This window comes from Flavobacterium sp. (assembly GCF_034111225.1).
Taxonomy (GTDB): domain Bacteria; phylum Bacteroidota; class Bacteroidia; order Flavobacteriales; family Flavobacteriaceae; genus Flavobacterium.
This window is the reverse complement of sequence record NZ_JAWUXR010000016.1, coordinates 1-23,990: the sequence shown is the minus strand read 5'-3', so window position 1 is coordinate 23,990 and position 23,990 is coordinate 1. Positions and strand designations below refer to the sequence as shown.

The window sequence follows — 23,990 nt, the reverse complement described above, 5'->3', positions numbered from 1 at the left end:
AACGACAAACTGATAAAAGTCATTCTATTTTGCTTTTGTATTTAGTTACTTTGTAGTCTATAAAAATTAAAAATGATTGAAACTGATATATTAATAATTGGAGCTGGTCCAACAGGTCTTTTTACTGTTTTTGAAGCAGGATTATTAAAATTAAAATGCCATATTATTGATGCTTTGCCACAACCAGGTGGGCAATTAGCAGAATTGTATCCTAAAAAACCAATATTTGATATTCCAGGCTACCCTGAAGTTTTAGCGGGTGATTTGGTAACTAATTTAATGGAACAAATTAAACAATTTGAGCCAGGATTTACATTAGGAGAAACGGCAAATACAATTGAAAAATTAGAAGATGAAACTTTTTTAGTTACAACTAAAGAAGGTACGCAACATAAAGCAAAAGCGATTGCTATTGCGGGAGGTTTGGGTACTTTTGAACCTAGAAAACCAGTTTTAAAGGATATTGATTTTTATGAGAAGGAAGATCGGGGAGTTGATTATTTTGTAAAAGATCCGGAAAAATACCGTGGAAAAAATATTATAATTGCTGGTGGTGGAGATTCTGCTTTAGATTGGAGTGTTTTCTTATCAAATGTTGCCAGTTCAGTTACTTTGGTACACCGAAGAAATGAATTTAGAGGAGCTTTAGATTCTGTAGAGAAAGTACAAGAATTAAAATCTGCAGGAAAAATAAAATTAATTACAGAAGCTGAAGTTGTTGGTTTCAAAGGAAGCGAACGAATAGAGTCGTTAGATATTGAAATCAATGGAGCTCGTATGAATATTGAAACCGATTATTTTATTCCGCTTTTCGGGTTAACGCCTAAATTAGGACCAATTGCAAATTGGGGATTAGAAATTGAAAAAAACGCTATTAAAGTGAATAACGCTTTAGATTATCAAACTAATATTGATGGAATCTACGCTATTGGCGATGTGAATACATATCCAGGTAAATTAAAATTGATTTTATGTGGTTTTCATGAGGCAACTTTAATGTGTCAAAGTGTTTATAATAGACTGAATCCAGGAAAACGCTATGTGTTAAAATACACAACAGTTTCTGGAGTAGATGGTTTTGACGGAACTAGAAAAGAAGCTGAAAAAGCAGTTGTAAAATCAATAGACTAATGACTGACGTTACCATAAAAATTACCGATAGAAATGGTGTAAAACATGAAGTTCTTGCGCCAACAGACATGAATATGAATGTCATGGAGCTTATTCGATCTTATGAATTAGCAGAAGAAGGTACAATTGGTATTTGTGGCGGAATGGCAATGTGTGCATCTTGTCAATGTTATGTTTTGAATGATGCTTTAAAAACAGAACGAAATGATGATGAAGAGGCTATGCTTTGTGATGCTTATCATGTAAAAGAGAATAGTAGACTAGGTTGTCAAATTCATATTTCAGAAGATCTTGAAGGTTTAGAAATTGAAATTGCACCTGAACAATAAAAAAAGCGAGATTATTAAATCTCGCTTTTTTTTAATGCACTAATTCCTTTTTACATATTTGCTCTTCAATTGCATTCCATAATAATATTCTTTTTTCTAATGCTAAGGCAGAAACTATTTCAGCTTCTTGCCATTTTTTATCGTCATCTCCGCATAGTTCATCTATCATTTTCATAGCCATTGGTCCGTGTTCATCAGCGTCTAATTCAATGTGTCTTTCAAAATAATAAATTAGTTTAGACAAATCCACATCAGGAAAGTTTGCTTGAAATTTTTTCAATATTGCTGTAAACATTTCCGGAATTAAATCTTCTCGACCAAAAGTAAATGCAGCTGCAATTTGATGTGTTTCTCCTTCTTCAATAACTCTGAAAGTAAAGTCTAAAAATTCTTTCACATTAGAATGCAATTCACTTTGCTTAATAGAAACAAAAATGTTTTTGGTAGCCTCCACATCTAACAAGAAATTTTCAATAGAGGTTGTGTTTGCTCCACATGCTTTCATTGCATCTATATACAATTCGTAATGACTTTTTCGGTTTCCGTCTAAATCAATGTCGGTTTCCTCGGCAACAACTATCTCGTTAATTAAATAGCGAATTTCTGGATTTCCAACAGGAACCCATGGGGTAGTAGTGCATGTAAGTTTGCTTTGTAAAGCTTTTAAGAGCGACATAAAATCCCATACGGCAAATACATGGTTTTCCAAGAAATAATGTAGGTCGTCAATCGTTTTTATTTCATTATATAAAGAATGATTTAATAATTCATCTTTATATTTTTGAATGCTGTGGTTAATAGTTTGGGTTTTCATGACAGTATGTTTTAATATATTTACGAAATCTATTTAATTATGGATTTGCAAATAGTGTTCCAAAAATAAAAATGCTTCGTTAAATAACGAAGCATTTTGTATAAATTTTATCTATTGTTTAATTACTTGAATGCAGGAAAACCTGTTACATCCATACCTGTAATTAGCAAGTGAATGTCATGAGTTCCTTCATATGTGATTACAGATTCTAAGTTCATCATATGACGCATGATTGAATATTCTCCAGTAATTCCCATTCCGCCAAGCATTTGTCTCGCTTCACGAGCAATATGAATTGCCATATCAACATTGTTTCTTTTTGCCATAGAAATTTGAGGAGAAGTTGCTCTACCTTCATTTCTTAAAACACCAAGTCTCCAAGTTAATAATTGTGCTTTAGTGATTTCAGTAATCATTTCAGCTAATTTTTTTTGTTGTAATTGTGTAGCTCCAATTGGTTTGTCAAATTGAATACGCTCTTTTGAATATCTTAATGCAGTATCATAACAATCCATCGCTGCTCCAATTGCTCCCCAGGCAATGCCATAACGTGCAGAATCTAAACATCCAAGAGGCGCTCCTAATCCAGATTTGTTTGGCAATAAATTTTCTTTAGGAACTTTCACATTATCAAAAATTAATTCCCCAGTTGCTGAAGCACGAAGTGACCATTTATTATGTGTTTCAGGAGTTGTGAACCCTTCCATTCCTCTTTCTACTATAAGACCGTGAATTCTTCCTTCTTCATTTTTAGCCCAAACTATAGCAATGTCTGCAAAAGGCGCATTTGAAATCCACATTTTTGCACCATTTAAAAGATAATGGTCACCCATATCTTTAAAATTTGTAGTCATTCCGCTTGGATTAGATCCATGGTCTGGTTCTGTTAAACCAAAACAACCAATGAATTCTCCAGTAGCTAATTTAGGTAAATATTTCATTCTTTGTTCTTCGTTACCATATTTCCAAATAGGATACATAACTAAAGAAGACTGTACAGATGAAGTTGAACGAACTCCAGAATCACCTCTTTCAATTTCTTGCATGATTAAACCATAAGAAATTTGGTCTAAACCAGCTCCTCCGTATTCAACAGGGATGTATGGTCCAAAACCACCAATTTCACCTAAACCTTTTACAATTTGTTTTGGAAATTCAGCTCTCTGAGCATATTCTTCAATAATAGGAGATACTTCTTTTTTAACCCATGCGCGTGCTGCGTCACGAACTAATTTATGTTCATCAGACAATAAGTCGTCTAAAAGGTAATAATCAGGTGATTGAAATAAATCTGGTCTCATTTTTTTATCATTATGATTGTAACGCAGTTATGTGTTACAATCGGTTTTTCGTAGAACAAAAGTAAGTAAACATTTTTAACAAATCAATGAACAGATGTTATATTTTATAAGCGTAATTCAAAAATATTTACATCTTTAAATAAAAATCTTTTGTCAATTCAATATAATCTGCAGTGTATTGATGTCTTGTAATTTCAATAACCAATTCATCAATTATATTAATTTGTTCGTCCCATTTAAAAGCCAATAAGCTTCTTTTTATTTCAGAAGTTTCTGTTCCTTTTATTCGTGTTGTTTTAAATGGTTGAAGGTGAAATTTCGCGGCTATTTGAGTAAATCGTTCTTCTTCTTTAAAAGGGATAATTACAGAGAATATCCCAAATTCACTCAATAAATTCGCTGCACTTTCTATAAGTTCGTCAAAAGGTAAGGCGTCTTCAAATCGAGCTAAATTTCTTTTTTCTGTATTAGATTTATATTCATCTGTATAAAATGGAGGATTTGAAATAATTAAATCATAAGATTCATCTTCCATTTCTTCAAGAAATTCATCTAAGCCTGCATGGTAGCAAAATAAACGATCGCTCCAATTGCTGTTTTCAAAATTATCAACGCATTCTTCATACGCATCTTCATCAATCTCAATGGCGTCGATTTGTTCGGCATTACTGCGTTGAGCCAACATTAAAGACAAAACGCCTGTTCCAGTGCCAATATCTAAAACACTAAATATGTTTTTTGGAATTGGAGTCCAAGCACCTAGTAAAACAGCATCGGTGCCAATTTTCATTGCGCAACGTTCTTGTTCTATGGTAAATTGTTTGAATTTAAAAGACATTTTTTAAAATTATCTTAAATACAAATCAACTAGTCCTACTGGTGTATTAAGGTGGATGATTTTGTTTTCTCTGTCAATTTCAACAATGAAATGATCTATTAAAGGAACTAGTATTTCCGTTTTTCCTTTTAATATTTCAAAAAGAGGCTGTGCATTACTGTCGTTAATGCGTTGAATAACACCAATATCGCCTAAGCGAGTGTCTTCAACTTTAAAGCCTTCAATTTCATGATAGTAAAACTTATTACCTTCAAGTTTAGGTAAGAATGAGAGAGGCAAGTACAGATGGCAATTCATAATTGCATCTGCATCTTCTTCACAAGTAAAGTCTTCAAATTTAATTCTTAGAAATTTACTTTTGTGAATATGACTTTTTATAATAAAAAATGGAACCAGTGTTTTGTTTAATTCAACAAAAACTGATTCCAAATTTTCATAAATTTCGGGTTCGTCAGTATCTAGGAATGCTAGTACTTCTCCCTTGAAACTAAATTTCTTTGCAATTTTGCCTAAATAGAAACATTCATCTTTATGCATCAATCACAATTTTTAAATTAAGCTTCTGTTTCTTCGTTGTTTTCTTCAACTGCTGGAGCTTCTTCTGTAGCTGTTTCAACAACTTCTTCAGTAACTTCTTCTACAGTTTCTTCAACTTTTAAAGCTTCAGCTTGTGCAGCACTACGTTTGTCGTTTGCTACTTGCTCTGCTTTTAAAGCTTTAGTTCTTGCGTCAGCTTGCGCTTTGCTTAAACCGTCTTTTTTAGAGTCAACTTTTCCAGCTTTTTCTTCAACCCATTTAGCAAATTTAGCATCTGCTTGATCTTGTGTTAAAGCTCCTTTTCTTACTCCACCATCTAAATGATGTTTTAATAAAGCACCTTTGTAAGAAAGAATAGCTTTAGCTGTATCAGTTGGTTGAGCACCATTGTGTAACCATTGAACAGCGCTATCAACATTTAAGTCAATAGTTGCAGGGTTTGTGTTTGGATTATAAGTTCCTATTTTGTCTAGAAATTTACCATCTCTTTTTGAACGCGCATCAGCTGCTACGATCCAGTAAAAAGGTTTTCCTTTTTTACCGTGTCTTTGTAATCTAATTTTTACTGACATAATCTAATGATTAAATTTTGAGGTTCACGACCTCAGTTAATTAAGGCCGCAAAGATACAATATTTATATTTACTTTATAAAAGTATTTTTAAAATATTTTTCATCTAATTGTATTGTATTTAGTTTAAAAAAATTATTTTTGTTAATTGAATTTAAGAAAACTAAAAAAAATGAAAAATATAATTTATTTGTTCCTTACAGGATTAATCTTTTCAGCTTGTACAAACGATGTACAAACTAATAATCCAGCATTTCAAGCAAAATTCAACGATGCTACTTGGAGGGCCTTGGATGCCAGAGTTTCTTTAGATGATCAAGGAAGGTTTGTCATTACAGCATATACTCAATATGAAACTGTTGTGCTGAGAACTTCTTCTGCAAATCCAGGAACTTATGTTTTAGGAACTACTAATCAAGATAATTATGTTTCTTATGATTTTGATGGGCAAGGAATTTTTTCAAGTCATGACACTTCTCTTTATGAAGGTCCAGCTTATAAAATTTCTAATATTGTGAATTCAGGAACTGGTTATTCTAATTCAAATAATTCTCAAACAACTCCTGTTACTGGTTCAGGATCAGGTTTGAAACTTGCAATTTTAACAAATGCTACTAGTGGAAATATAACTAGTGTTTCTATAGTTTCACGAGGAGATGGTTATGTTGCTGGCGATATAGTTAGTGTTGTTGGAGGTAATAATAATGCAACAGTTAGAATTTTAAATACTCAACAAAGTAATGGAGAAATCGTTATTGAAGAGGTTGAGAATGGAAAATACACAGGTTCGTTTAAGTTTAACGCTGTAAGTAGTTCAGGGGAAGTTATTACTTTTTCTAGTGGAGTTTTTTACAAATTGAGCGAAGCAGGTTTATAGTTAAAAAAAAATTTTTAAAAAGCCGTTTTGATTTTTTCAAAACGGCTTTTTTGTTTTCTGTTGATAACTAAAATTGTGCTTCATTTTTTTATAATGTATTTTTGTTTTGTTGAAATTTTCAACTCTTTTATTGCTTAACGCTTAATAATCAATTCAATGTATTTAATTTTTGATACCGAAACAACCGGATTGCCTCGTAGTTGGTCAGCTCCTATAACGGATACAGACAATTGGCCTCGTTGTATTCAAATTGCATGGCAGTTACATGACGACATGGGTAACCTTATCGAGCATCAAGATTATTTGGTTAAGCCAGAAGGTTTTAATATTCCGTATGATGCCGAGCGTATTCACGGCATTTCTACTGAATTAGCAATGGAGCAAGGAATTTCTTTAAGCGAAGTTCTTGAAAAATTCAATATAGCTTTATCTAAGACGAAGTTCATTGTTGGTCAAAATTTAGGTTTTGATGTCAATATTATAGGCTGTGAATTTCATAGGATGAATGTAGGTTCTACAATGTCAAAAATGCCGGTTTTAGATACGTGTACAGAAGTTACCGCTTCTTTACTGAAACTTCCAGGTGGTAGAGGAGGAAAATTTAAACTTCCAACATTAACAGAATTACACCAGTATTTATTTAATGTCCCTTTTTCGGAAGCGCATAATGCAACTGCCGATGTAGAGGCTACAACTCGTTGTTTCTTGGAATTAATCAATCGTGAAGTCTTTACAAAAGAAGAGCTTGCTGCCTCTTCAGATTATTTTACACGATTTAAAGAGCATAATCCAAAAGGAATTCAACTTATAGGTTTAAAACATATCAACTTAAAAGCTGCTTCTGAGCAAATTAGAAAACAGTTGCAAAAGGTTGAGCAAGATAATGTTCAAACTACCATCTCAGATGCCGATAAAAAGGGTTTAAATAAAGCAAAGTTTGCGCATTTGCATAATCACACACAATTTTCAGTACTTCAATCTACCATTGGAATTTCTGATTTAGTTTCAGCTACAGCCAAAAATAATATGAATGCGGTTGCAATGACTGATACTGCAAACATGATGGGAGCTTTCCATTTCGTGAGTGCAGTAATGAATTACAATAAAACAGCAAAAGCGAAAATGGAAGCTGCAGTGGAAAATGGGGAAGAACCAACTGAAACTGAAATAAAACCTATTGTTGGATGTGAATATAATATTTGTGAAAATCATTTAGATAAGACCAAAAAAGACAACGGTTATCAAGTTGTTTTATTGGCAAAAAATAAAAAAGGCTATCATAATTTAGCTAAAATGTCTTCTATTGCCTTTACAAAAGGTTTTTACTATGTACCTAGAATTGATAGAGATGTCGTTGAAAAGTATAAAGAAAATATTATGGTTTTGTCTGGAAATTTATACGGAGAGATTCCAAGTAAAATTCTAAATTTAGGGGAAAACCAAGCAGAGGAAGCTTTAGTTTGGTGGAAAGAGCAATTTGGAGATGATTTTTATCTCGAAATTATGCGACACAATCAAGAAGATGAAAACCGTGTCAATAAAACCTTAATTGAATTTTCTCAAAAACACAATGTAAAATTAGTTGCTACTAATAATACGTACTATGTAAATAAAGAAGACGCTAATGCACATGATATTTTATTATGTGTAAAAGATGGTGAAAAACAAGCTACACCAATAGGTAGAGGTAGAGGATATCGTTATGGATTGCCAAATCAAGAATATTTTTTCAAATCGCAAGAAGACATGAAAAAACTTTTTTCTGATTTACCCGATGCAATAACGAACATTCAAGAAATTGTTGATAAAGTCGAAATTTATTCTCTTTACAGGGATGTTTTACTTCCTAAATATGAAATTCCTGAAGAGTTTTTGAATCCTGAAGATGAAAATGATAGCGGAGTAAGAGGAGAGAATGCGTATTTAAAACATTTAACTTACGAAGGAGCAAAATTACGATACGGTGAAATAACGCCAGAAATTCAAGAACGAGTTGACTTTGAATTGTTAACCATTTCCAATTCAGGTTATCCAGGATACTTCCTAATTGTACAAGATTTCATTGCCGAAGCTCGAAAAATGGACGTTTCTGTTGGGCCAGGTCGTGGTTCTGCAGCAGGTTCTGTAGTAGCGTATTGCTTAAAAATCACCAATATTGATCCTATTAAGTATGACTTGCTTTTTGAGCGTTTCTTAAATCCAGACCGTGTTTCCATGCCCGATATCGACATCGATTTTGATGATGAAGGTCGTGGTCGTGTTATGGATTATGTAATTAATAAGTATGGTGCTAATCAAGTGGCGCAAATTATTACTTATGGTAAAATGGCAACTAAATCGGCTATTCGAGATACAGCGCGTGTATTAGATTTACCTTTATTTGAAGCAGATAGAATTGCGAAGTTAATTCCGGCTATGATGCCATCGAAATGGAATTTAGCTCGTTTTATTGCAGAAGATGAAGTGACAATTAAAAAAGCATTGCGTTCAGAAGAATTTGAAAAAGTACAAGAATTAATTGCAATTGCAAATGGCGAAGATTTAGCAGGAGAAACTATTCAACAAGCGAAAATATTAGAAGGTTCGTTGCGAAACACGGGTGTTCATGCCTGTGGTGTAATTATTACGCCTTCAGATATTACCAATTTCGTTCCGGTTACAACCGCAAAAGATTCTGACTTATACCTTACTCAATTTGACAATTCAGTTGCTGAAAGTGCAGGTTTATTGAAAATGGACTTCTTAGGTCTTAAAACATTAACCTTAATTAAAGACACAGTTAAGCTAGTTAAGTACAGAAATAATATTGATTTAGATCCAGATACTTTTCCTATTGATGATGCTAAAACGTATGAGTTATTCCAAAGAGGAGAAACGGTTGGTATTTTTCAATACGAATCACCAGGAATGCAGAAATATTTAAAAGATTTAAAACCAACGGTTTTTGGCGATTTAATTGCAATGAATGCCTTATATCGACCAGGGCCAATAGAATATATACCTTCATTTGTAAAACGTAAAAATGGAGAAGAAGAAATAAAATACGATTTAGACGCTTGTGAGGAATATTTAGGAGAAACCTACGGAATTACAGTTTACCAAGAGCAAGTGATGCTTTTGTCTCAATCATTAGCTGATTTTTCTAAAGGTGATGCCGATGTTTTGCGTAAAGCAATGGGTAAAAAACAGAAAGACGTTCTAGATAAAATGAAGCCTAAGTTTATTGAGCAAGCTGAAGCAAAAGGGCATGACGCAGTTATCTTAGAGAAAATTTGGAAAGATTGGGAAGCCTTTGCGAGTTACGCCTTTAATAAGTCACATTCTACTTGTTATGCTTGGATTGCATATCAAACGGCTTATTTAAAAGCGCATTTTCCCGCCGAATATATGGCCGCAGTGCTTTCTAATAACATGAACGATATTAAACAAGTTTCGTTCTTTATGGAAGAATGTAAGCGAATGGGATTACAGGTTCTTGGACCAGATGTAAATGAGTCGTACTATAAGTTTACGGTTAATGATGAGTATGCGGTTCGTTTTGGGATGGGAGCAATTAAAGGCGTTGGAGCCAATGCGGTTGATACTATTGTAGAGAATAGAAAAGAAGGAAAATACAAATCTATTTTTGATGTTGCCAAAAAGATTGACTTACGTGCAGCCAATAAAAAAGCTTTTGAAAGTTTGGCTTTGGCAGGAGGATTTGATGGTTTTGGTGAAACACATAGAGCGCAATATTTCCATGATGAAGGAGATGGAATTACTTTCTTAGAAAAAGCAGTTAAGTACGGAGCTAAGTTTCAAGAAAACGAAAATTCGTCACAAGTAAGTTTGTTTGGAGACGCTTCCGAAGTGCAAATCCCAGAACCAATTGTTCCGCCTTGTGAAGAGTGGAACACTATGGAAAAATTAGCCAAGGAAAAAGAAGTAGTAGGTATTTATATTTCGGGACATCCATTAGATGATTATAAATATGAAATGAAATATTTCTGCGGTACTAAGCTAGAATATCTAAAAGACTTAAATACTTTAGTCGGTAAGAATGTGAGTATTGGTGGAATCATTACAAAAATAGAGCACAGGGTTTCTAAAAACGGTAAAGGTTGGGCAATGTTTACTTTAGAAGGTTATGATGAGAGTTACGATTTTAGAATATTTGGAGAAGAGTATTTGAAATTCCGACATTTTCTTATTCAAAATAATTTCACTTTTATAAAATTAGTTGTAAAAGAAGGTTGGACAAATGCTGAAGGTAAAAAGGGAGACCCTAGAATGCAGTTTCTTGCAGTGCAGTATTTGCAAGATGTGCTAACCACTTTTGCTAAAAAATTAATACTACAATTTAACATAGCCGATTTAAATGATAATTTAATTCACGCACTTCAAGATTTATTTTCTAGAGCAAAAGGAGATAATCAAGTTACTATGGAAGTAATGGAACTTCAAAAAGTAAAAAGAATGGTTGCAACTGAAGTGGTTGTAGAAAGCGAAGAAGATGAAGCTTCAATCAATGAAGACGAATCTACTGAAACCGCAGTTGTTGAAACTGAAGTAGAAGAAATACAAGTAGTAACGAAACTGGTAATGCCAAGCAGAAAGTTGAAAATTAAAATTTCAAATGAATTACTTCAAGAGTTAGAAAGCATGCAAATTAACTTTAAGTTGAATTAATGTAATGTAGCTAACAATCTGTTGTGGCTTAATTATTGAACTTTGTATCAAATAAAATAAACAAACATGAAAAATATTTTTAAAATCGTAATCTTTTTATTTTCTGCTGTTTCATTTGCGCAAATAGCAGATAAAGCAGAAAATGTAAGTCCGTTATTAATTGGAGAAAAAATTCCAAATGTCATTTTACATGATGCAAATGGAAAAGAAGTAAAAACAAAAGACATTCTTGATAAAAAAACAGTTCTTGTTGTGTATCGTGGTGGTTGGTGTCCTTATTGTAATTCGCAATTAGCCGATATGCAAGAAATTGAGAAAGACATTATTGCATTAGGCTATCAAGTTATTGCAATTAGCCCAGATGCACCAAGTTTCTTAAAACAGACTTTGGATAAAAAAGAATTAAAATATAAGTTATATTCAGATAGCGAAGGAGTTTTTGCTCAAGCTATTGGAATTGCATTTGAAAAAGAAAAACCAAAATTAGATAAATATTCAGAAGGTAAAAATCCAGGATTTCTTCCTGTCCCTACTGTTTATGTGTTAAATAACAATCGTGAAATAGAATTCATGTACATCAATCCAAATTACGGGACGCGTTTAAAAGGAGATGTTTTATTAGCTGTTTTAAAATCGCTTTAATATCATTTTTTAAAATAGAGCTATAAGCAAAAGCAATTCTTGTATTAAGGTTTCTAAAAAATATTTAGTTACTTTTGTTATCAGAAATTAATAAAATTAAAACATAAAAAATATGGCATTAGCAATAACAGATGCTACTTTTGAAGAAGTAGTGTTAAAATCAGATAAACCAGTAGTAGTAGATTTTTGGGCAGCTTGGTGTGGACCATGTAGAATGGTTGGGCCGGTTATCGATGAGGTTTCTGCAGATTACGAAGGAAAAGCAGTAGTAGGAAAAGTAGACGTAGATGCAAACCAAGAATTTGCTGCAAAATACGGCGTAAGAAACATTCCTACAGTATTAATTTTCCAAAACGGAGAAGTAGTAGGTCGTCAAGTTGGAGTTGCTCCAAAGAAAACATATACAGATGCTATCGACGCATTATTGTAATAAAGCATCAAATTGAAAAAGAAAATGAAGCCCAGCGAAAGTTGGGCTTTTTTTATGAAGCGAAAGTTTTAGTATTTCTTGTAAGCGTAATTCCTGCTTTCGCTATTATCTTGTTTCGCTTTACTTCACAAGGATAAGCGCTCTATCAGGGCTGTTGGGAAAAACATTTGTCTATTGTCTAAAAATCTAAAAATCCAATTTTTTTTTAATACATTTGAGAGATGAAGATTGAAAATCAATTAGAAAAAATATCCAGTTTCAAGCATCTTGAGCTCTTGGCGAAGCAAGTAGTTGAGGGTTTTATTTCGGGAATGCATAAAAGTCCGTTTCATGGTTTCTCTGCTGAGTTTGCTGAACATAAAATTTACAATCCAGGCGAAAGCACCAAGCATATTGATTGGAAATTATTTGCAAAAACAGACCGACTTTATACAAAGCGCTATGAGGAAGAAACTAATATGCGTTGTCATTTAATTATCGACAACTCTTCTTCGATGCATTATCCTGTTTTAAAGTCAAATCAAGGCTTTTACGAAAGCAAAATAGGGTTTTCGGTGTTGGCTTCTGCAGTTTTAATGAATTTGCTTAAAAAACAACGTGACGCTGTTGGTCTAAGTGTTTATTCCGACGAATATGAATATTATGCACCCGAAAAAGGAAGCGAACGTCATCATCGTATGCTTTTAGACAAGCTAGAGTCGGTTTTAGAGGACACAAAACAATCAAAAAATACAGATACGGTTGCTTATTTGCATGAAATTGCCGAAAAAATGCATCGTCGTTCTATGGTAGTTTTGTTTACAGATATGTTTCAAAACACAAATGAAGAGGAAATTTTTAAAGCATTACAGCATTTAAAGCACAACAAACATAAAGTAATTGTATTTCATGTTTATGATGAAAAATCAGAGCTTAAATTAGAATACGATGGCACTCCTAGAAAGTTTATTGATCTAGAAACCGGAGAAACAATAAATCTGTATACAGAGCAAACCAAAGAAAATTATGAAAAAGAAGTAGACTCTTTCTTCAAGAAAATAGAAAACAACTGCATGCAATATAAAATTCAGTACGTTCCTGTTGCGGTTGGAGAAAATTTTCAAAAAATTATGACCACATATTTAGTTGAAAAACAAAGGTTTGGCTAATTAGCTAAAAAAAAGATGAAATTTTTTTAAGAAAAGGTTTGGAATATTAAAATTCCGTCCTATATTTGCACTCGCAATCAAGCAACGGTCTGGTAGTTCAGCTGGTTAGAATACCTGCCTGTCACGCAGGGGGTCGCGGGTTCGAGTCCCGTCCAGACCGCAAGATTGGGGAAAGCACTTCAGAAATGAGGTGCTTTTTTGCCCCATAAAAGTATCAAAAACAGTTGTGTTGTTTACGCTGCGACTTTGTAACTCGTAGCAGGTTTAGTAGTTAGACCAATGAAAAGCTTTCCAAATATTCTGAATTATCAGGATTTGGATGGCTTTTTTGATTTTATACACTTTTCAAAAAATAAATATTTCTATTTACAACTCTTTTTTACATTTCTATCTTATTTTTGTTTTTAAGAATACAATATAAATTATGACAAATAAATTAGCGCTTTTATTTTTTTTAATAACACTTACTTCTTTTGCTCAACAAAAAGAGATAGATTCTGTTGACATAGAATTTAAGGCAAAATTACTAACAGTAAGTAGATATGGAGTTTCTGCAAAAGAATTAATAAGTAATGATGTCGAAAATCAAAAAATCATATATCTTAAATCAGAATATAAAAATTTTATTTTTCTTAAAATAACTTTTGAACAACCATACAGATTTGATGATGATTCTGAAAAAATTTCATTCGGTCATTGTAATTATTATTTGTCATATAATAAAAAAAATAAGATATTTTATCGTCTTGCTGGTTTTGATTATCTAGATATTGATGAGTTTTTTCAAGATTTGAAGAAAATTGAGGTTACTGATTTTATTGGATACTCTGAAGTCATTGGAGAAATAGATATAAATTGTTTATATAAGTTTTATAAAATGAACTCAAGAAAGAGAAGTAAGAATAAATCATTGTGTTTCCCAAATTGCAATGAGCAAATAATTATCTTAGGTGGAAAGAATTGGTGATTATAAGATACTATTCTTAAAACCAAACATTCCAATTTTCCCAAACCAAACTTATAAACAAGCCTAAATACGCAAAGCAAACCACAAGTTTTATAAAAGTTCCGGCGAGGAATCCTAAAAACGAACCCGTTGCGGCTTTTAGAGCTCTGTTTTGGTCTTTCTTGTCGTAAATAAGTTCTCCTATAAGTGCGCCAACAAAAGCTCCAATAATAAATCCTATTGGCGGAAAAAACAAACCTATTATTAAACCAATATTGGTTCCCCAAATACCGTATGTACTTCCGCCAAATCGTTTTGTGCCTTTGGCAGGAATAATATAATCTAAAACGGCTACAAACAATGCTATAAAAAGTGTTATGCCTAAAACCCAATAATTTATTTCTATTCCTTTTGTAAGGTATAAAAGTAATAACCCAACCCAACTGATAGGCGGTCCCGGTAAAACAGGTAAAAAACTACCAAGTATGCCAATAATCATAAAGCAAAAACCGGTTATTAATAAAAAGTATTCCATAAATTATTTCTATTTTTGGCAATGAATGTTTACAAATTTAATTGTTATTCAAAATTAAATGTATAAAAAGCTAAGTTTATTTTTTGTTTTTCTTGTGGTTTCTTGTCAATATTTTGATGCGCAAGCACCAGATGAAAATGTATTGTTACAAGAAGAATTGAATAAAATCAATTGGTCTGAAGTAGATCAATATCCAAGTATTTTTAAATGCGACACTATTCAAGATAAAGATTTTCAAAAACAATGTTTTTTTGAAAATTTAGTTCAAATTATTCAAGAACGAATAGGAATTGATACTATTCAAATGATGTACCCAAAAGCAGATACTATTGATGTTAAAGTTACTATTAATGCCGATTCGACACTTAAATTTGAAGCCCAACAACCAAAAGACAGCATTACATACGATTTTGTAAAAATTGACAGTATTCTAAAGAATAGATTAGCTGATTTTCCACGTGTTGAGCCAGCAATTAAAAGAGGAATTAAAGTAAAAACACAATTTATAGTTCCTGTAATAATTAAAGTTACGGAGTAATTTATTTATTGAACGTTCTGTCTTTCCATTCATACTTTCCAAAAAGTGAATACAAAGCAACTGAAGAACTAAAAATAGGATACAAAAACGAACTTGCTAATATCCAACTCAGTTTGGTTTTAAAAAAGTGAGCCGTTTTTTGAAGAAGTATCAAATCAATCAAAAATTTACTTCCTATAAAAAGCATAAAATAGTTTTGGTCTAGTTTTCCAATGAGCCAAAGCGTAAAAACAAGAATCCAACATAAATTTGTAGCAAAAACAAGTAAGGCAAGTGCTTTTCCAAAAACAGAAGTATAACCTGTGCTTTTTGCAGCCCAACGGACGCGTTGCATAAAAAGTTCTTTCCAAGTGTTTACAGTTTGTGTTGCAACTATACTTTTAGAATCATATAAAAACCCAACCGACTTTGGTGCTTTTAAAACCGCTTTTTGTAATAAGAAAACATCGTCGCCACTTGCTATGTTTTCATTTCCATTAAAACCATTTAATTCTTGGAAAAATGATTTCGAATAAGCAAAATTTGCTCCATTACACATAAACGGTTTTCCAATTCCAAAACTCCCAACAGTTGCGCCTTGTAAACTCATAAAGTCTACGGTTTGAAAAGCATGTAAAAAGCCATTTTTGGGTAAATAAGTTACGCCAGCCGCAATCATTTTCACATTTGCATTTTGAATATAATTGTCAATAGAAAGCAACCAGTTTTTTTGAACTAAACAATCGGCATCAGTAGTGATTATCCAATCATTTTCAGCAACTTTAATTGCAGTTTCAATCGCGTCTTTTTTTGGCGAATTGCTTTTACGAATATTTTTTATAACCTGAATCCTGAATTCTAAATTCTGAATTCTGAATTCTTCATACGATTCATCATCCACTAAAATAACTTCAAAAAGGGCTCTAGGATAATTCAATTGTGAAATAGAATGCAATAATTTGGGTAAATTTTCTGCTTCATTTCGAAAAGGAACTACAATAGAAAAAGTAGTTTTAGGCTTTAAGGCATTTGCTTCATTTTTAGTTTTTTTGCTAAAACCAAAAATGAGTGCACTTATAAAAAGCACATAAATTATTAAGATTGTGAATAGAATTACAATCATGGTTTTTGAGGTTTAAAGCGTAAAACAAAATAACTTCCAACTAAAACAGGTAGCACCAAATTATAAAGCCACATTAAAGAAGTAATTGCAATTATTTTCCAACTTTCAACACCTAGAAGGCTAAATAGATATACAGCAACACTTCCTTTTATAGCAACGTCCATTAAGTGAATACTTGGAACAATCGATGCTAATAAATACATTGTAAAAATAGTTCCAAAAGCGATTTCAAGTGCAATTTCAATGTCAAAAGTCAATAGTAAAAAGAAGAATTGACAAGAGAAAACCAAATAACGCATTATTGAAAACCAAATATTTTTTCTGTGAAATGCAAATGAGAAGGAAGCAATTTTTTGGACTAATTTTTGAATGGAAAACCCGTAGATTTCAACCTTCTTAAAAAGGAAAAGAATCAAAAATGCAGCTATAAAAAATCCAAAAATAACCCAATTTGAAACTTGAAAGTTCAGCCCAATTAATGAAACTCCAATAACTCCAAAAAACGTTGTAACAAGCATTTGACTGCTGTTTCCAATGAAATTTAGTAAAACAACCTGCTTTCTGTTTTCCTTTGGAAAATATAAAACTTTAGCGCCATATTCGCCAATTCGATTAGGCGTAAAAATAGAAGCAGTCAGCGAACCTAAACTTTGTTTAGTAGCTTCAAAAAAAGAAATTTCTTTAAAGTAAGAAACTAAATGTTTCCATTTAAAAATCTCTAATACCCAATTTACAGCTGAAAATCCAATTAAAATGATGGCCGATTGTACTGATAAATAACTCGAAATAATACTCCAATTGATTTTTTTATCGCCTTGTAGTTGATGGTAAATATAAAACAAAGCAATACTTACAATCAAAAGTTTGATTATAAGTAACAGGAATTGTTTAGCTTTGTGAGGAATCGAAATCATTACTACAAAGAAAAGAAAATTTGGCAAACGAACGCATCATATTAGGAATAGATCCAGGAACAACCATAATGGGTTTTGGTTTGATAAAAGTCGTGAATAAAAAAATGGAGTTTATTCAGCTAAATGAACTGCAGTTAAATAAACTCGACAATCATTATCAAAAATTAAAACATATTTTTGAACGCACAATTGAACTCATCGATACGCATCATCCAGATGAAATTGCTATTGAAGCACCTTTTTTTGGCAAAAATGTACAATCGATGTTGAAGTTAGGAAGGGCGCAAGGAGTTGCTATGGCTGCAGGATTGTCTAGAGATATTCCTATTACAGAATACGAACCTAAGAAAATAAAAATGGCCATTACCGGAAACGGAAATGCCAGTAAAGAGCAAGTTGCCAAAATGCTTCAACAATTATTAGGATTGAAAACATTGCCCAAAAATCTTGATTCAACTGACGGATTAGCGGCAGCAGTTTGTCATTTCTTCAACTCAGGAAAAGTGGTTGGCGAAAAAAGCTATTCGGGTTGGGATGCTTTCGTAAAAAACAATGAATCACGAGTAAAAAAATAGTTTTGTCAGGAATCTACATTCACATACCGTTTTGTAAACAAGCATGTCATTATTGCGACTTTCATTTCTCTACTTCCTTAAAGAAGAAAGACGAAATGGTTTTGGCTTTGGCCAAAGAAATTAGCTTGCGTAAAAGTGAATCTCAAAATGAAGAAGTAGAAACTATTTATTTTGGTGGTGGAACGCCAAGTATCTTATCAACTGAAGATTTAAGGTTTTTGATTGATGAAGTATATAAAAATTATAAAGTTGTAGAAAATCCAGAAATTACAGTAGAAGCAAACCCTGATGATTTGACCGAAGAACGAATCATTGAATTATCAAAGAGCAAAGTAAACCGACTTTCAATTGGTATTCAATCTTTTTTTGAAGACGATTTGAAGATGATGAATCGTGCACACAATTCAGAAGAAGCTTTAAATTGCTTGGAAATTGCCACACAATATTTCGATAATATTTCTTTGGATTTAATCTACGGAATTCCAGGTTCGAGTAACGAGAAATGGAAACAAAATATAGATAAAGCACTTTCTTTTGGAATCAATCACATTTCCAGTTATGCACTTACAGTCGAGCCAAAAACAGCTTTAGATAAATTCATTAAAAAAGGAATTATCAAACAACCTGATGATGAAGTAACTCAAGAGCAATTTCATATTTTAGTTGATTCTTTACAAGAAAACGGATTTGTACATTACGAATTATCAAACTTTGGAAAACCTGAATATTTTTCGAAAAACAATTCGGCTTATTGGTTGGGTAAAAAATACATAGGAATTGGACCTTCAGCACACAGTTACGATGGCATAAATAGAGGTTGGAATATTTCTAATAATTCACTTTATATTAAGTCTATTCAAGAAAATAAAGTTCCAATTGAAACTGAAAAACTTACGATTACAGACCGTTATAACGAATATATTATGACTGGTTTGCGAACCATTTGGGGCGTTTCGTTAGAAAGAATAGAAAATGAATTTGGAGAGTTCTATCTAAATCATTCTCTTAAAGAAGCAAAGCGTTTTTTAGAAGACGAGCTACTTATTATTGAAGAAAATGTGCTTCGAGCAACCAAAAAAGGAAAGTTTCTTTGTGATGGAATTGCATCAGACTTATTTTTAGTAAATTTGGATTAAAATCAATCCAATTGAAAACTGCAATTCAACATAACAATATAACTTTTGAATTAGATTTATCTAAACCTTTAGATATTTCAATTCCATTAACTAATAATGAGCAAAACCCAATTGCTTGGTATCAAAGTACACCAATTATAGAACCTGTAAAAGAGGGTGATTGGATAGGAAAAGTTTCAGAAGGAAAGTCTTCCACTAATTTTAATAATATTTTCTTCAATCCGCATGCACACGGAACACATACTGAATGTTTAGGCCATATTACTAAAGATTTTTACAGCATCAATCAATGTTTAAAACAGTTTTTCTTTACTGCTGAAGTTATTTCGGTTGAACCAAAAACGATTGGAGAAGACTTAGTCATTACAAAAGAACAAATTGAATCTTTTTTTGTCATTTCGACGGAGGAGAAATCACACAATCAAAATCATTATCCTGAAGCTATTATTATTAGAACTTTACCTAATTTAGAAAAGAAAAAACACATAAATTATTCGCATACAAATCCGCCATATCTAGATATAGCAGCGGCAGCTTATATAAGGGAAATCGGTGTGCAACATTTATTAATTGACTTGCCAAGTGTAGATAAAGAGCACGATGGAGGTTTTTTATTGGCACACAAAGCATTTTGGAATGTAAAAAATGTAAACGTATTAAATGCAGATGCTCGAATGAATTGTACCATTACTGAAATGATTTATGTAAACGATACAATTCTTGACGGAAGTTATTTCTTAAACTTACAAATTGCTTCATTTGAAAATGATGCGAGTCCAAGTAAACCAGTTTTGTATAAGATAAAATAATTACAATAAATAATGAATATTCAACAGCTTTACGAATTTTGCCATTCCAAAAAAGGAGTAACCGAGCATTTTCCGTTTGATGAAGATACATTGGTTTTTAAAGTTGGCGGAAAAATGTTTTGTTTAGCTTCTTTGAAAAAATTTGAAGAAGGAAATCCATTTTTAAATTTAAAATGTAATCCCGAAAGAGCAATTGAACTTCGAGAACAATATGAAGCTATAAAACCAGGTTATCATATGAGTAAAACACATTGGAATAGCGTTTATCTAAACGAAGAACTTCCGAGTAAAATGATAACTGACTTAATTAATGATTCTTATGGGTTGGTTTTTAGTTCTTTAAGTAAAAAAATTAAAGAATCTTTGTAAGCACAAGTATTTATTAATAATTAAATGTTAATTTATCTTAATAGATGTTATTTATTTCATTAAAAATGAAAAATAAATACGGTTTTTGCAATTATATAACAAAAATAATTAATAATCAATAGGTAGTTAGTGAATTTTTTTGAAAAAACATTAAAATTTTCGCCATAGTATTGCTGTATCAAAAAACTATAACTACTTTATTTATGAAAAAACTTATTTTATCAGCATTCACGTTAGCAATGCTTTTTTCTTGTAGTAACGACGAATCGACGTCAGCAGCAACTCAAAATTCTGGAGCACATAGAGGTTGTGCTTCTCATGAAGTTTTGGAGAGACAATTATCAGATGATCCTAAATTAGCAGAAAGAATGGCTAATTTTGAAATTGAAGCTGAGAAATTCATACAACAGGGTAGGATTGTAAACGGAGTTTTGGAAATTCCAGTTGTATTTAATGTGTTATATAGAACAAGTGCAGAAAATATTACTCAAGCACAATTACAATCACAAATAGATGTTTTAAATAAAGATTTTACAGCAACAAATTCTGATTATAATTCAAGTAATCCATACAATAGTGTAAGAGGAGGTTTAAATATTAGATTTGTTTTAGATGCTATTTATAGAAAATCAACAACTAAAACATCATGGGGAACTACAGATGCTATGAAGAAATCTACTCAAGGGGGTATTAATCCTACTTCACCAACAACAAAATTAAACTATTGGGTTTGTACAATAGGTGGTGGAATATTAGGATATGCTCAATTTCCTGGAGGTGCTTCTGCAACAGATGGTGTAGCAATTGATTCAAAGTATACTGGTACAACAGGAACTGTTGTTTATCCTTTTAACTTAGGTAGAACAGCAACACATGAAGTTGGTCACTGGATGAATTTACGTCATATTTGGGGTGATGCTACTTGTGGAAATGATTTAGTTACTGATACGCCTTCTCATAATGCAGCTAATTATGGTGTACCTGCAGTAGGTCATAGAAGTACTTGTTCAGGGACTCCATTAGAAATGTATATGAACTATATGGATTATACGGATGATAGAGGAATGTACATGTTCTCTAGCGGTCAAGCATCAAGAATGGCAGCCGTTTTTGGTTCAACAGGGCCAAGAGCTTCATTTAGATAATTATTATAAAAAACACTTTAAGCCGTTTAATTTATTAAACGGCTTTTTCTATTAAAAAAAGTAGCTAACTTATCAATTTTGATAGTACTTTTGTAAAAGAAATAAATGTTAATCATGCTTGAAAATTTAAAAAATATTTTAAACGAAGACCAAGATCCAAAAGCAATAGAAAAAATTGCTTCAAAATTGGAAAACTTAATAATGTCTAATGAAGAAGTAGGTTATATTGCGGTTCAAAAAAAACCCGCTGTAACCATTTTTCCTGATAGTGTAGTGGTTACCAACAAAAGAATTATTCTTTGTAAGCCTAAAAATTTAGGTTTTTCAATGGAATTTGTAGATTATGATTGGGACGATATTGCAGGTTCTTTTGTGAAAGAAGGAATTTTAGGTTCAGATTTTACTTTTTCTACTAAAACTGACCTAACGCATACAATAGATTATTTGCCAAAAAATCAAGCAAGAAAGTTATATACTTTTGCAAAAGAACAATTGGATTTGTTGAAAAATCCATTGCAATCTATTCCAGTAGTAGATGCAGTTGTTCCATTAAATATTACTGATGAATCAGTAGAAATCATTGAATCAGTAGAAGAGATGGTTGCTGAAGAAATTACAAATTTTGCAGAAATTGCACCTGTAAATTCTGAAGTTGAGAAATTAGGCAACAATCTTTCACAAGAAGAGTTGTTTGAAAAGCTTCAAAATTACAAGAAACTATTAGACAACGGACTTATTTTACAAGCAGAATATGATGCTTTGAAAAAAGAAGTTTTAAGTAGAATGTAATTTCATTTAAATATAAAAAAAGCGATAAGGTAAACTTATCGCTTTTTTTGTTTACAATGAATTCTTTTGTTTTTCTACAAAGCCATCAGCTTGAAGTTCCAGCAATTCAATGGTGCGTTTCTTTTTATAATTATAAAGTTCTTTATCGTCTTTTATGTCTGCATATACTTTGTCGTAAATTTCCGCATCGGTTTTCCGCTGCAATTCACTTTGGTATTTGTTTTGGGTAAGCATATTTAAAACGGACATTTCCGCATCTTCTTGTTTGAAATCAAACTCTCCTTTCGGAGATAATAATTTAGCAATAATAGGAGAAGTTTCAATAGCTAAAAACAGCAGCATTATAAATAAAGAAGGAAGTAATGGTAATTTATTTAAAGCGTTAATACGAGCCATTAAACCGTCAAATCCGTCGATTATTGGCTGTGTTTCTGTAATTTTTTTGTCTAAATCAGTTTGTAGTGATTTAGCTTTCGTTTCCAATTCGGCAATTTTAGCTTGATTAATAGTTTTTAACAAGGCTAAATCTTGTAAACTGGCATCATGTTTTTCTCTTTTTTCTTTGTAAACCGGACCTTTTCCTAGTTTTTTAGTTCCTGCTGTCCCTTCGGCTTCGGTGATATAAACCGAATATAAGTCGTTTACTTCTTTTTCTTTTTTGGTAATATCCGATTTTAAACTGTCAATTTGTGTTTTGTTTTTATCAACATCCGATTGAAAGTAATTGGCAATTTCTTTTTTGTTGTTCAAAGCCATTTGGTTTTTCTCTTTCAATAATACCGTATTGATTTCTTTTTCGAAGATTTTAATTTCCAATGGTTTTGAAATTACGATTGCAATAATAACTGCTAAGAGAATTCGAGGAGTTGCTTGTTTAAACTCACTCCAAAAAGAATCTCTTTTTTTAATGGTAGAAACAATAAATCGGTCTAAATTAAAAATAAGTAAACCCCAAACGAGTCCGAATGCCATTGCTATATAAGCATTGTCAAAAACCGTAAAAAGAGCATAACTAGCGGCAATAAATGCCATTACGGCGGTAAAGAAAACGGTTGCGCCAATACCAGCGTACTTATTTTGTTCGCCATTGGAACAAGAATTGATGAGATTCTTATCTGCTCCAGAACAAAGAATGAAGAATTTTTTTAACATGATGATTGATTTTGATATGTACAAATTTAACGTGAAATGTTTTAATTTGTTGTTAAAATATTGGTAATTAAAATTTTAAGCATAAAAAAACCCTTGCAATTTCTGCAAGGGTTTTGGTATTCTAATTTCTGAATTATAACTTCAGACTAGTATCTGTAATATTCTGGTTTGAATGGACCTTCAACTGGAACGCCAATATATTTCGCTTGGTCGTCACGTAAAACTTCTAATTCAACTCCTAATTTAGCTAAGTGTAAAGCAGCTACTTTTTCATCTAAATGTTTTGGTAACATATACACTTCGTTTCCGTATGCTTTTGCATTGTTCCAAAGTTCCATTTGCGCCAAAGTCTGGTTTGTAAATGAGTTAGACATTACAAAACTTGGATGCCCCGTTGCACAACCTAGATTTACCAAACGTCCTTCTGCTAATAAGATAATATCTTTTCCGTTGATATTATATTTATCTACTTGTGGCTTGATTTCAACTTTTTCGCTGGTTGCATTTAAATAAGGAACATCAATTTCATTATCAAAGTGACCAATATTGGCAACAATTACTTTGTCTTTCATTGCTTTAAAATGCTCTCCACGCACAATATCTTTATTTCCTGTTGTAGTAATAATAATATCTGAGTTTGCAACAACAGTCTCTAATTTCTTAACTTCAAAACCATCCATTGCAGCTTGCAATGC

Annotated in this window: 25 protein-coding genes and 1 tRNA gene; 16 read left to right on the top strand and 10 right to left on the bottom strand. The window is 32.1% G+C overall.

Annotation, left to right across the window (positions count from 1 at the left end):
- Positions 1-72 precede the first annotated feature (72 nt).
- Both UXY25_RS11275 and UXY25_RS11270 read left to right on the top strand, forming a co-directional pair.
- Positions 73-1,131, top strand: coding sequence for an NAD(P)/FAD-dependent oxidoreductase (locus UXY25_RS11275; protein ID WP_320816124.1), 1,059 nt, complete (start codon positions 73-75; stop codon positions 1,129-1,131).
- A complete protein-coding gene (locus UXY25_RS11270; RefSeq protein ID WP_320816123.1) occupies positions 1,131-1,460 on the top strand; it encodes a 2Fe-2S iron-sulfur cluster-binding protein in 330 nt (109 codons plus the stop codon). Before UXY25_RS11275 ends, UXY25_RS11270 begins: the two co-directional genes overlap by 1 nt.
- Positions 1,461-1,491: 31 nt before the next feature.
- Here UXY25_RS11270 and UXY25_RS11265 read toward each other — a convergent pair whose 3' ends face one another.
- The 5 genes from UXY25_RS11265 to UXY25_RS11245 form a co-directional block, all read right to left on the bottom strand.
- Positions 1,492-2,274 carry a DUF3050 domain-containing protein gene (locus UXY25_RS11265; RefSeq protein WP_320816122.1) on the bottom strand — a complete coding sequence of 261 codons (783 nt, stop codon included), beginning with the start codon at positions 2,272-2,274 and terminating at the stop codon, positions 1,492-1,494.
- Between the two features lie 122 nt (positions 2,275-2,396).
- On the bottom strand, positions 2,397-3,575 hold the full coding sequence (locus UXY25_RS11260) for an acyl-CoA dehydrogenase family protein (protein WP_320816121.1): 1,179 nt from the start codon (positions 3,573-3,575) through the stop codon (positions 2,397-2,399).
- 127 nt (positions 3,576-3,702) lie between these two features.
- The gene (locus tag UXY25_RS11255) at positions 3,703-4,413 is read right to left on the bottom strand and encodes a tRNA1(Val) (adenine(37)-N6)-methyltransferase (RefSeq protein WP_320816120.1); all 711 of its coding nucleotides are present in this window, start codon (positions 4,411-4,413) and stop codon (positions 3,703-3,705) included.
- Positions 4,414-4,422: 9 nt separating this feature from the next.
- Positions 4,423-4,950 carry a ribosome maturation factor RimM gene (gene rimM / locus UXY25_RS11250; protein ID WP_320816119.1) on the bottom strand — a complete coding sequence of 176 codons (528 nt, stop codon included), beginning with the start codon at positions 4,948-4,950 and terminating at the stop codon, positions 4,423-4,425.
- Between the two features lie 17 nt (positions 4,951-4,967).
- Positions 4,968-5,522, bottom strand: coding sequence for a 30S ribosomal protein S16 (locus tag UXY25_RS11245; protein WP_320816118.1), 555 nt, complete (start codon positions 5,520-5,522; stop codon positions 4,968-4,970).
- 170 nt (positions 5,523-5,692) lie between these two features.
- On the opposite strand from UXY25_RS11245, the gene UXY25_RS11240 reads away from it, so the two are divergent.
- The 7 genes from UXY25_RS11240 (at position 5,693) to UXY25_RS11210 (ending at position 14,252) form a co-directional block, all read left to right on the top strand.
- Complete coding sequence (locus UXY25_RS11240) at positions 5,693-6,397, top strand: DUF6252 family protein (RefSeq protein WP_320816117.1); 705 nt, start codon at positions 5,693-5,695, stop codon at positions 6,395-6,397.
- Positions 6,398-6,553: 156 nt separating this feature from the next.
- Complete coding sequence (gene dnaE, locus UXY25_RS11235) at positions 6,554-11,065, top strand: DNA polymerase III subunit alpha (RefSeq protein ID WP_320816116.1); 4,512 nt, start codon at positions 6,554-6,556, stop codon at positions 11,063-11,065.
- Positions 11,066-11,131: 66 nt separating this feature from the next.
- Entirely contained in the window at positions 11,132-11,707 is a 576-nt protein-coding gene (locus UXY25_RS11230) for a peroxiredoxin-like family protein (RefSeq protein ID WP_320816115.1), read from the top strand.
- Between the two features lie 112 nt (positions 11,708-11,819).
- Entirely contained in the window at positions 11,820-12,137 is a 318-nt protein-coding gene (gene trxA, locus UXY25_RS11225; RefSeq protein ID WP_320816114.1) for a thioredoxin, read from the top strand.
- A 221-nt stretch (positions 12,138-12,358) separates the two neighbouring features.
- Positions 12,359-13,285: a DUF58 domain-containing protein gene (locus tag UXY25_RS11220; RefSeq protein ID WP_320816113.1), complete on the top strand. Its 927-nt coding sequence runs from the start codon at positions 12,359-12,361 to the stop codon at positions 13,283-13,285.
- Between the two features lie 86 nt (positions 13,286-13,371).
- A tRNA-Asp gene (locus UXY25_RS11215) sits at positions 13,372-13,445 on the top strand.
- Between the two features lie 264 nt (positions 13,446-13,709).
- Positions 13,710-14,252, top strand: a complete 543-nt coding sequence (locus UXY25_RS11210; protein WP_320816112.1) for a hypothetical protein — start codon at positions 13,710-13,712, stop codon at positions 14,250-14,252.
- Positions 14,253-14,268: 16 nt separating this feature from the next.
- On the opposite strand, the gene UXY25_RS11205 is transcribed toward UXY25_RS11210, so the two are convergent.
- A complete protein-coding gene (locus UXY25_RS11205) occupies positions 14,269-14,766 on the bottom strand; it encodes a DUF456 domain-containing protein (protein WP_320816111.1) in 498 nt (165 codons plus the stop codon).
- Between the two features lie 58 nt (positions 14,767-14,824).
- Between UXY25_RS11205 and UXY25_RS11200 the strand changes: the two genes are divergently transcribed.
- Positions 14,825-15,304, top strand: a complete 480-nt coding sequence (locus UXY25_RS11200) for a hypothetical protein (RefSeq protein WP_320816110.1) — start codon at positions 14,825-14,827, stop codon at positions 15,302-15,304.
- Position 15,305: 1 nt separating this feature from the next.
- On the opposite strand, the gene UXY25_RS11195 is transcribed toward UXY25_RS11200, so the two are convergent.
- The gene (locus UXY25_RS11195) at positions 15,306-16,406 is read right to left on the bottom strand and encodes a glycosyltransferase family 2 protein (protein WP_320816109.1); all 1,101 of its coding nucleotides are present in this window, start codon (positions 16,404-16,406) and stop codon (positions 15,306-15,308) included.
- Positions 16,403-17,266 carry a hypothetical protein gene (locus tag UXY25_RS11190; RefSeq protein ID WP_320816108.1) on the bottom strand — a complete coding sequence of 288 codons (864 nt, stop codon included), beginning with the start codon at positions 17,264-17,266 and terminating at the stop codon, positions 16,403-16,405. Before UXY25_RS11190 ends, UXY25_RS11195 begins: the two co-directional genes overlap by 4 nt.
- Positions 17,267-17,340: 74 nt before the next feature.
- On the opposite strand from UXY25_RS11190, the gene ruvC reads away from it, so the two are divergent.
- From ruvC to UXY25_RS11160, 6 genes are all read left to right on the top strand, one after another.
- Positions 17,341-17,895: a crossover junction endodeoxyribonuclease RuvC gene (ruvC, locus tag UXY25_RS11185; RefSeq protein ID WP_320816107.1), complete on the top strand. Its 555-nt coding sequence runs from the start codon at positions 17,341-17,343 to the stop codon at positions 17,893-17,895.
- A 2-nt stretch (positions 17,896-17,897) separates the two neighbouring features.
- On the top strand, positions 17,898-19,031 hold the full coding sequence (gene hemW, locus UXY25_RS11180; protein ID WP_320816106.1) for a radical SAM family heme chaperone HemW: 1,134 nt from the start codon (positions 17,898-17,900) through the stop codon (positions 19,029-19,031).
- A gap of 11 nt (positions 19,032-19,042) precedes the next feature.
- Positions 19,043-19,840, top strand: coding sequence for a cyclase family protein (locus UXY25_RS11175; protein ID WP_320816105.1), 798 nt, complete (start codon positions 19,043-19,045; stop codon positions 19,838-19,840).
- A gap of 12 nt (positions 19,841-19,852) precedes the next feature.
- On the top strand, positions 19,853-20,209 hold the full coding sequence (locus UXY25_RS11170) for an MmcQ/YjbR family DNA-binding protein (RefSeq protein WP_320816104.1): 357 nt from the start codon (positions 19,853-19,855) through the stop codon (positions 20,207-20,209).
- Between the two features lie 203 nt (positions 20,210-20,412).
- Positions 20,413-21,354 carry a zinc metalloprotease gene (locus UXY25_RS11165; protein WP_320816103.1) on the top strand — a complete coding sequence of 314 codons (942 nt, stop codon included), beginning with the start codon at positions 20,413-20,415 and terminating at the stop codon, positions 21,352-21,354.
- Positions 21,355-21,468: 114 nt separating this feature from the next.
- Entirely contained in the window at positions 21,469-22,143 is a 675-nt protein-coding gene (locus UXY25_RS11160; protein WP_320816102.1) for a PH domain-containing protein, read from the top strand.
- 51 nt (positions 22,144-22,194) lie between these two features.
- Here the strand turns inward: UXY25_RS11160 and UXY25_RS11155 are convergent, their stop codons facing one another.
- Positions 22,195-23,295: a DUF4407 domain-containing protein gene (locus tag UXY25_RS11155; protein WP_320816101.1), complete on the bottom strand. Its 1,101-nt coding sequence runs from the start codon at positions 23,293-23,295 to the stop codon at positions 22,195-22,197.
- A 146-nt stretch (positions 23,296-23,441) separates the two neighbouring features.
- A partial coding sequence (locus UXY25_RS11150; protein ID WP_320816100.1) for an adenosylhomocysteinase occupies positions 23,442-23,990 on the bottom strand: 549 nt, incomplete at its 5' end.

Excerpts from the sequence above, each read along its gene's own strand:
- UXY25_RS11275 (WP_320816124.1), top strand. The coding sequence starts at position 73 with ATGATTGAAACTGATATATTAATAATTGGAGCTGGTCCAACAGGTCTT.
- UXY25_RS11270 (WP_320816123.1), top strand. The coding sequence starts at position 1,131 with ATGACTGACGTTACCATAAAAATTACCGATAGAAATGGTGTAAAACAT.
- UXY25_RS11265 (WP_320816122.1), bottom strand. The coding sequence starts at position 2,274 with ATGAAAACCCAAACTATTAACCACAGCATTCAAAAATATAAAGATGAA.
- UXY25_RS11260 (WP_320816121.1), bottom strand. The coding sequence starts at position 3,575 with ATGAGACCAGATTTATTTCAATCACCTGATTATTACCTTTTAGACGAC.
- UXY25_RS11255 (WP_320816120.1), bottom strand. The coding sequence starts at position 4,413 with ATGTCTTTTAAATTCAAACAATTTACCATAGAACAAGAACGTTGCGCA.
- rimM (WP_320816119.1), bottom strand. The coding sequence starts at position 4,950 with ATGCATAAAGATGAATGTTTCTATTTAGGCAAAATTGCAAAGAAATTT.
- UXY25_RS11245 (WP_320816118.1), bottom strand. The coding sequence starts at position 5,522 with ATGTCAGTAAAAATTAGATTACAAAGACACGGTAAAAAAGGAAAACCT.
- UXY25_RS11240 (WP_320816117.1), top strand. The coding sequence starts at position 5,693 with ATGAAAAATATAATTTATTTGTTCCTTACAGGATTAATCTTTTCAGCT.
- dnaE (WP_320816116.1), top strand. The coding sequence starts at position 6,554 with ATGTATTTAATTTTTGATACCGAAACAACCGGATTGCCTCGTAGTTGG.
- UXY25_RS11230 (WP_320816115.1), top strand. The coding sequence starts at position 11,132 with ATGAAAAATATTTTTAAAATCGTAATCTTTTTATTTTCTGCTGTTTCA.
- trxA (WP_320816114.1), top strand. The coding sequence starts at position 11,820 with ATGGCATTAGCAATAACAGATGCTACTTTTGAAGAAGTAGTGTTAAAA.
- UXY25_RS11220 (WP_320816113.1), top strand. The coding sequence starts at position 12,359 with ATGAAGATTGAAAATCAATTAGAAAAAATATCCAGTTTCAAGCATCTT.
- UXY25_RS11210 (WP_320816112.1), top strand. The coding sequence starts at position 13,710 with ATGACAAATAAATTAGCGCTTTTATTTTTTTTAATAACACTTACTTCT.
- UXY25_RS11205 (WP_320816111.1), bottom strand. The coding sequence starts at position 14,766 with ATGGAATACTTTTTATTAATAACCGGTTTTTGCTTTATGATTATTGGC.
- UXY25_RS11200 (WP_320816110.1), top strand. The coding sequence starts at position 14,825 with ATGTATAAAAAGCTAAGTTTATTTTTTGTTTTTCTTGTGGTTTCTTGT.
- UXY25_RS11195 (WP_320816109.1), bottom strand. The coding sequence starts at position 16,406 with ATGATTGTAATTCTATTCACAATCTTAATAATTTATGTGCTTTTTATA.
- UXY25_RS11170 (WP_320816104.1), top strand. The coding sequence starts at position 19,853 with ATGAATATTCAACAGCTTTACGAATTTTGCCATTCCAAAAAAGGAGTA.
- UXY25_RS11165 (WP_320816103.1), top strand. The coding sequence starts at position 20,413 with ATGAAAAAACTTATTTTATCAGCATTCACGTTAGCAATGCTTTTTTCT.
- UXY25_RS11160 (WP_320816102.1), top strand. The coding sequence starts at position 21,469 with ATGCTTGAAAATTTAAAAAATATTTTAAACGAAGACCAAGATCCAAAA.
- UXY25_RS11155 (WP_320816101.1), bottom strand. The coding sequence starts at position 23,295 with ATGTTAAAAAAATTCTTCATTCTTTGTTCTGGAGCAGATAAGAATCTC.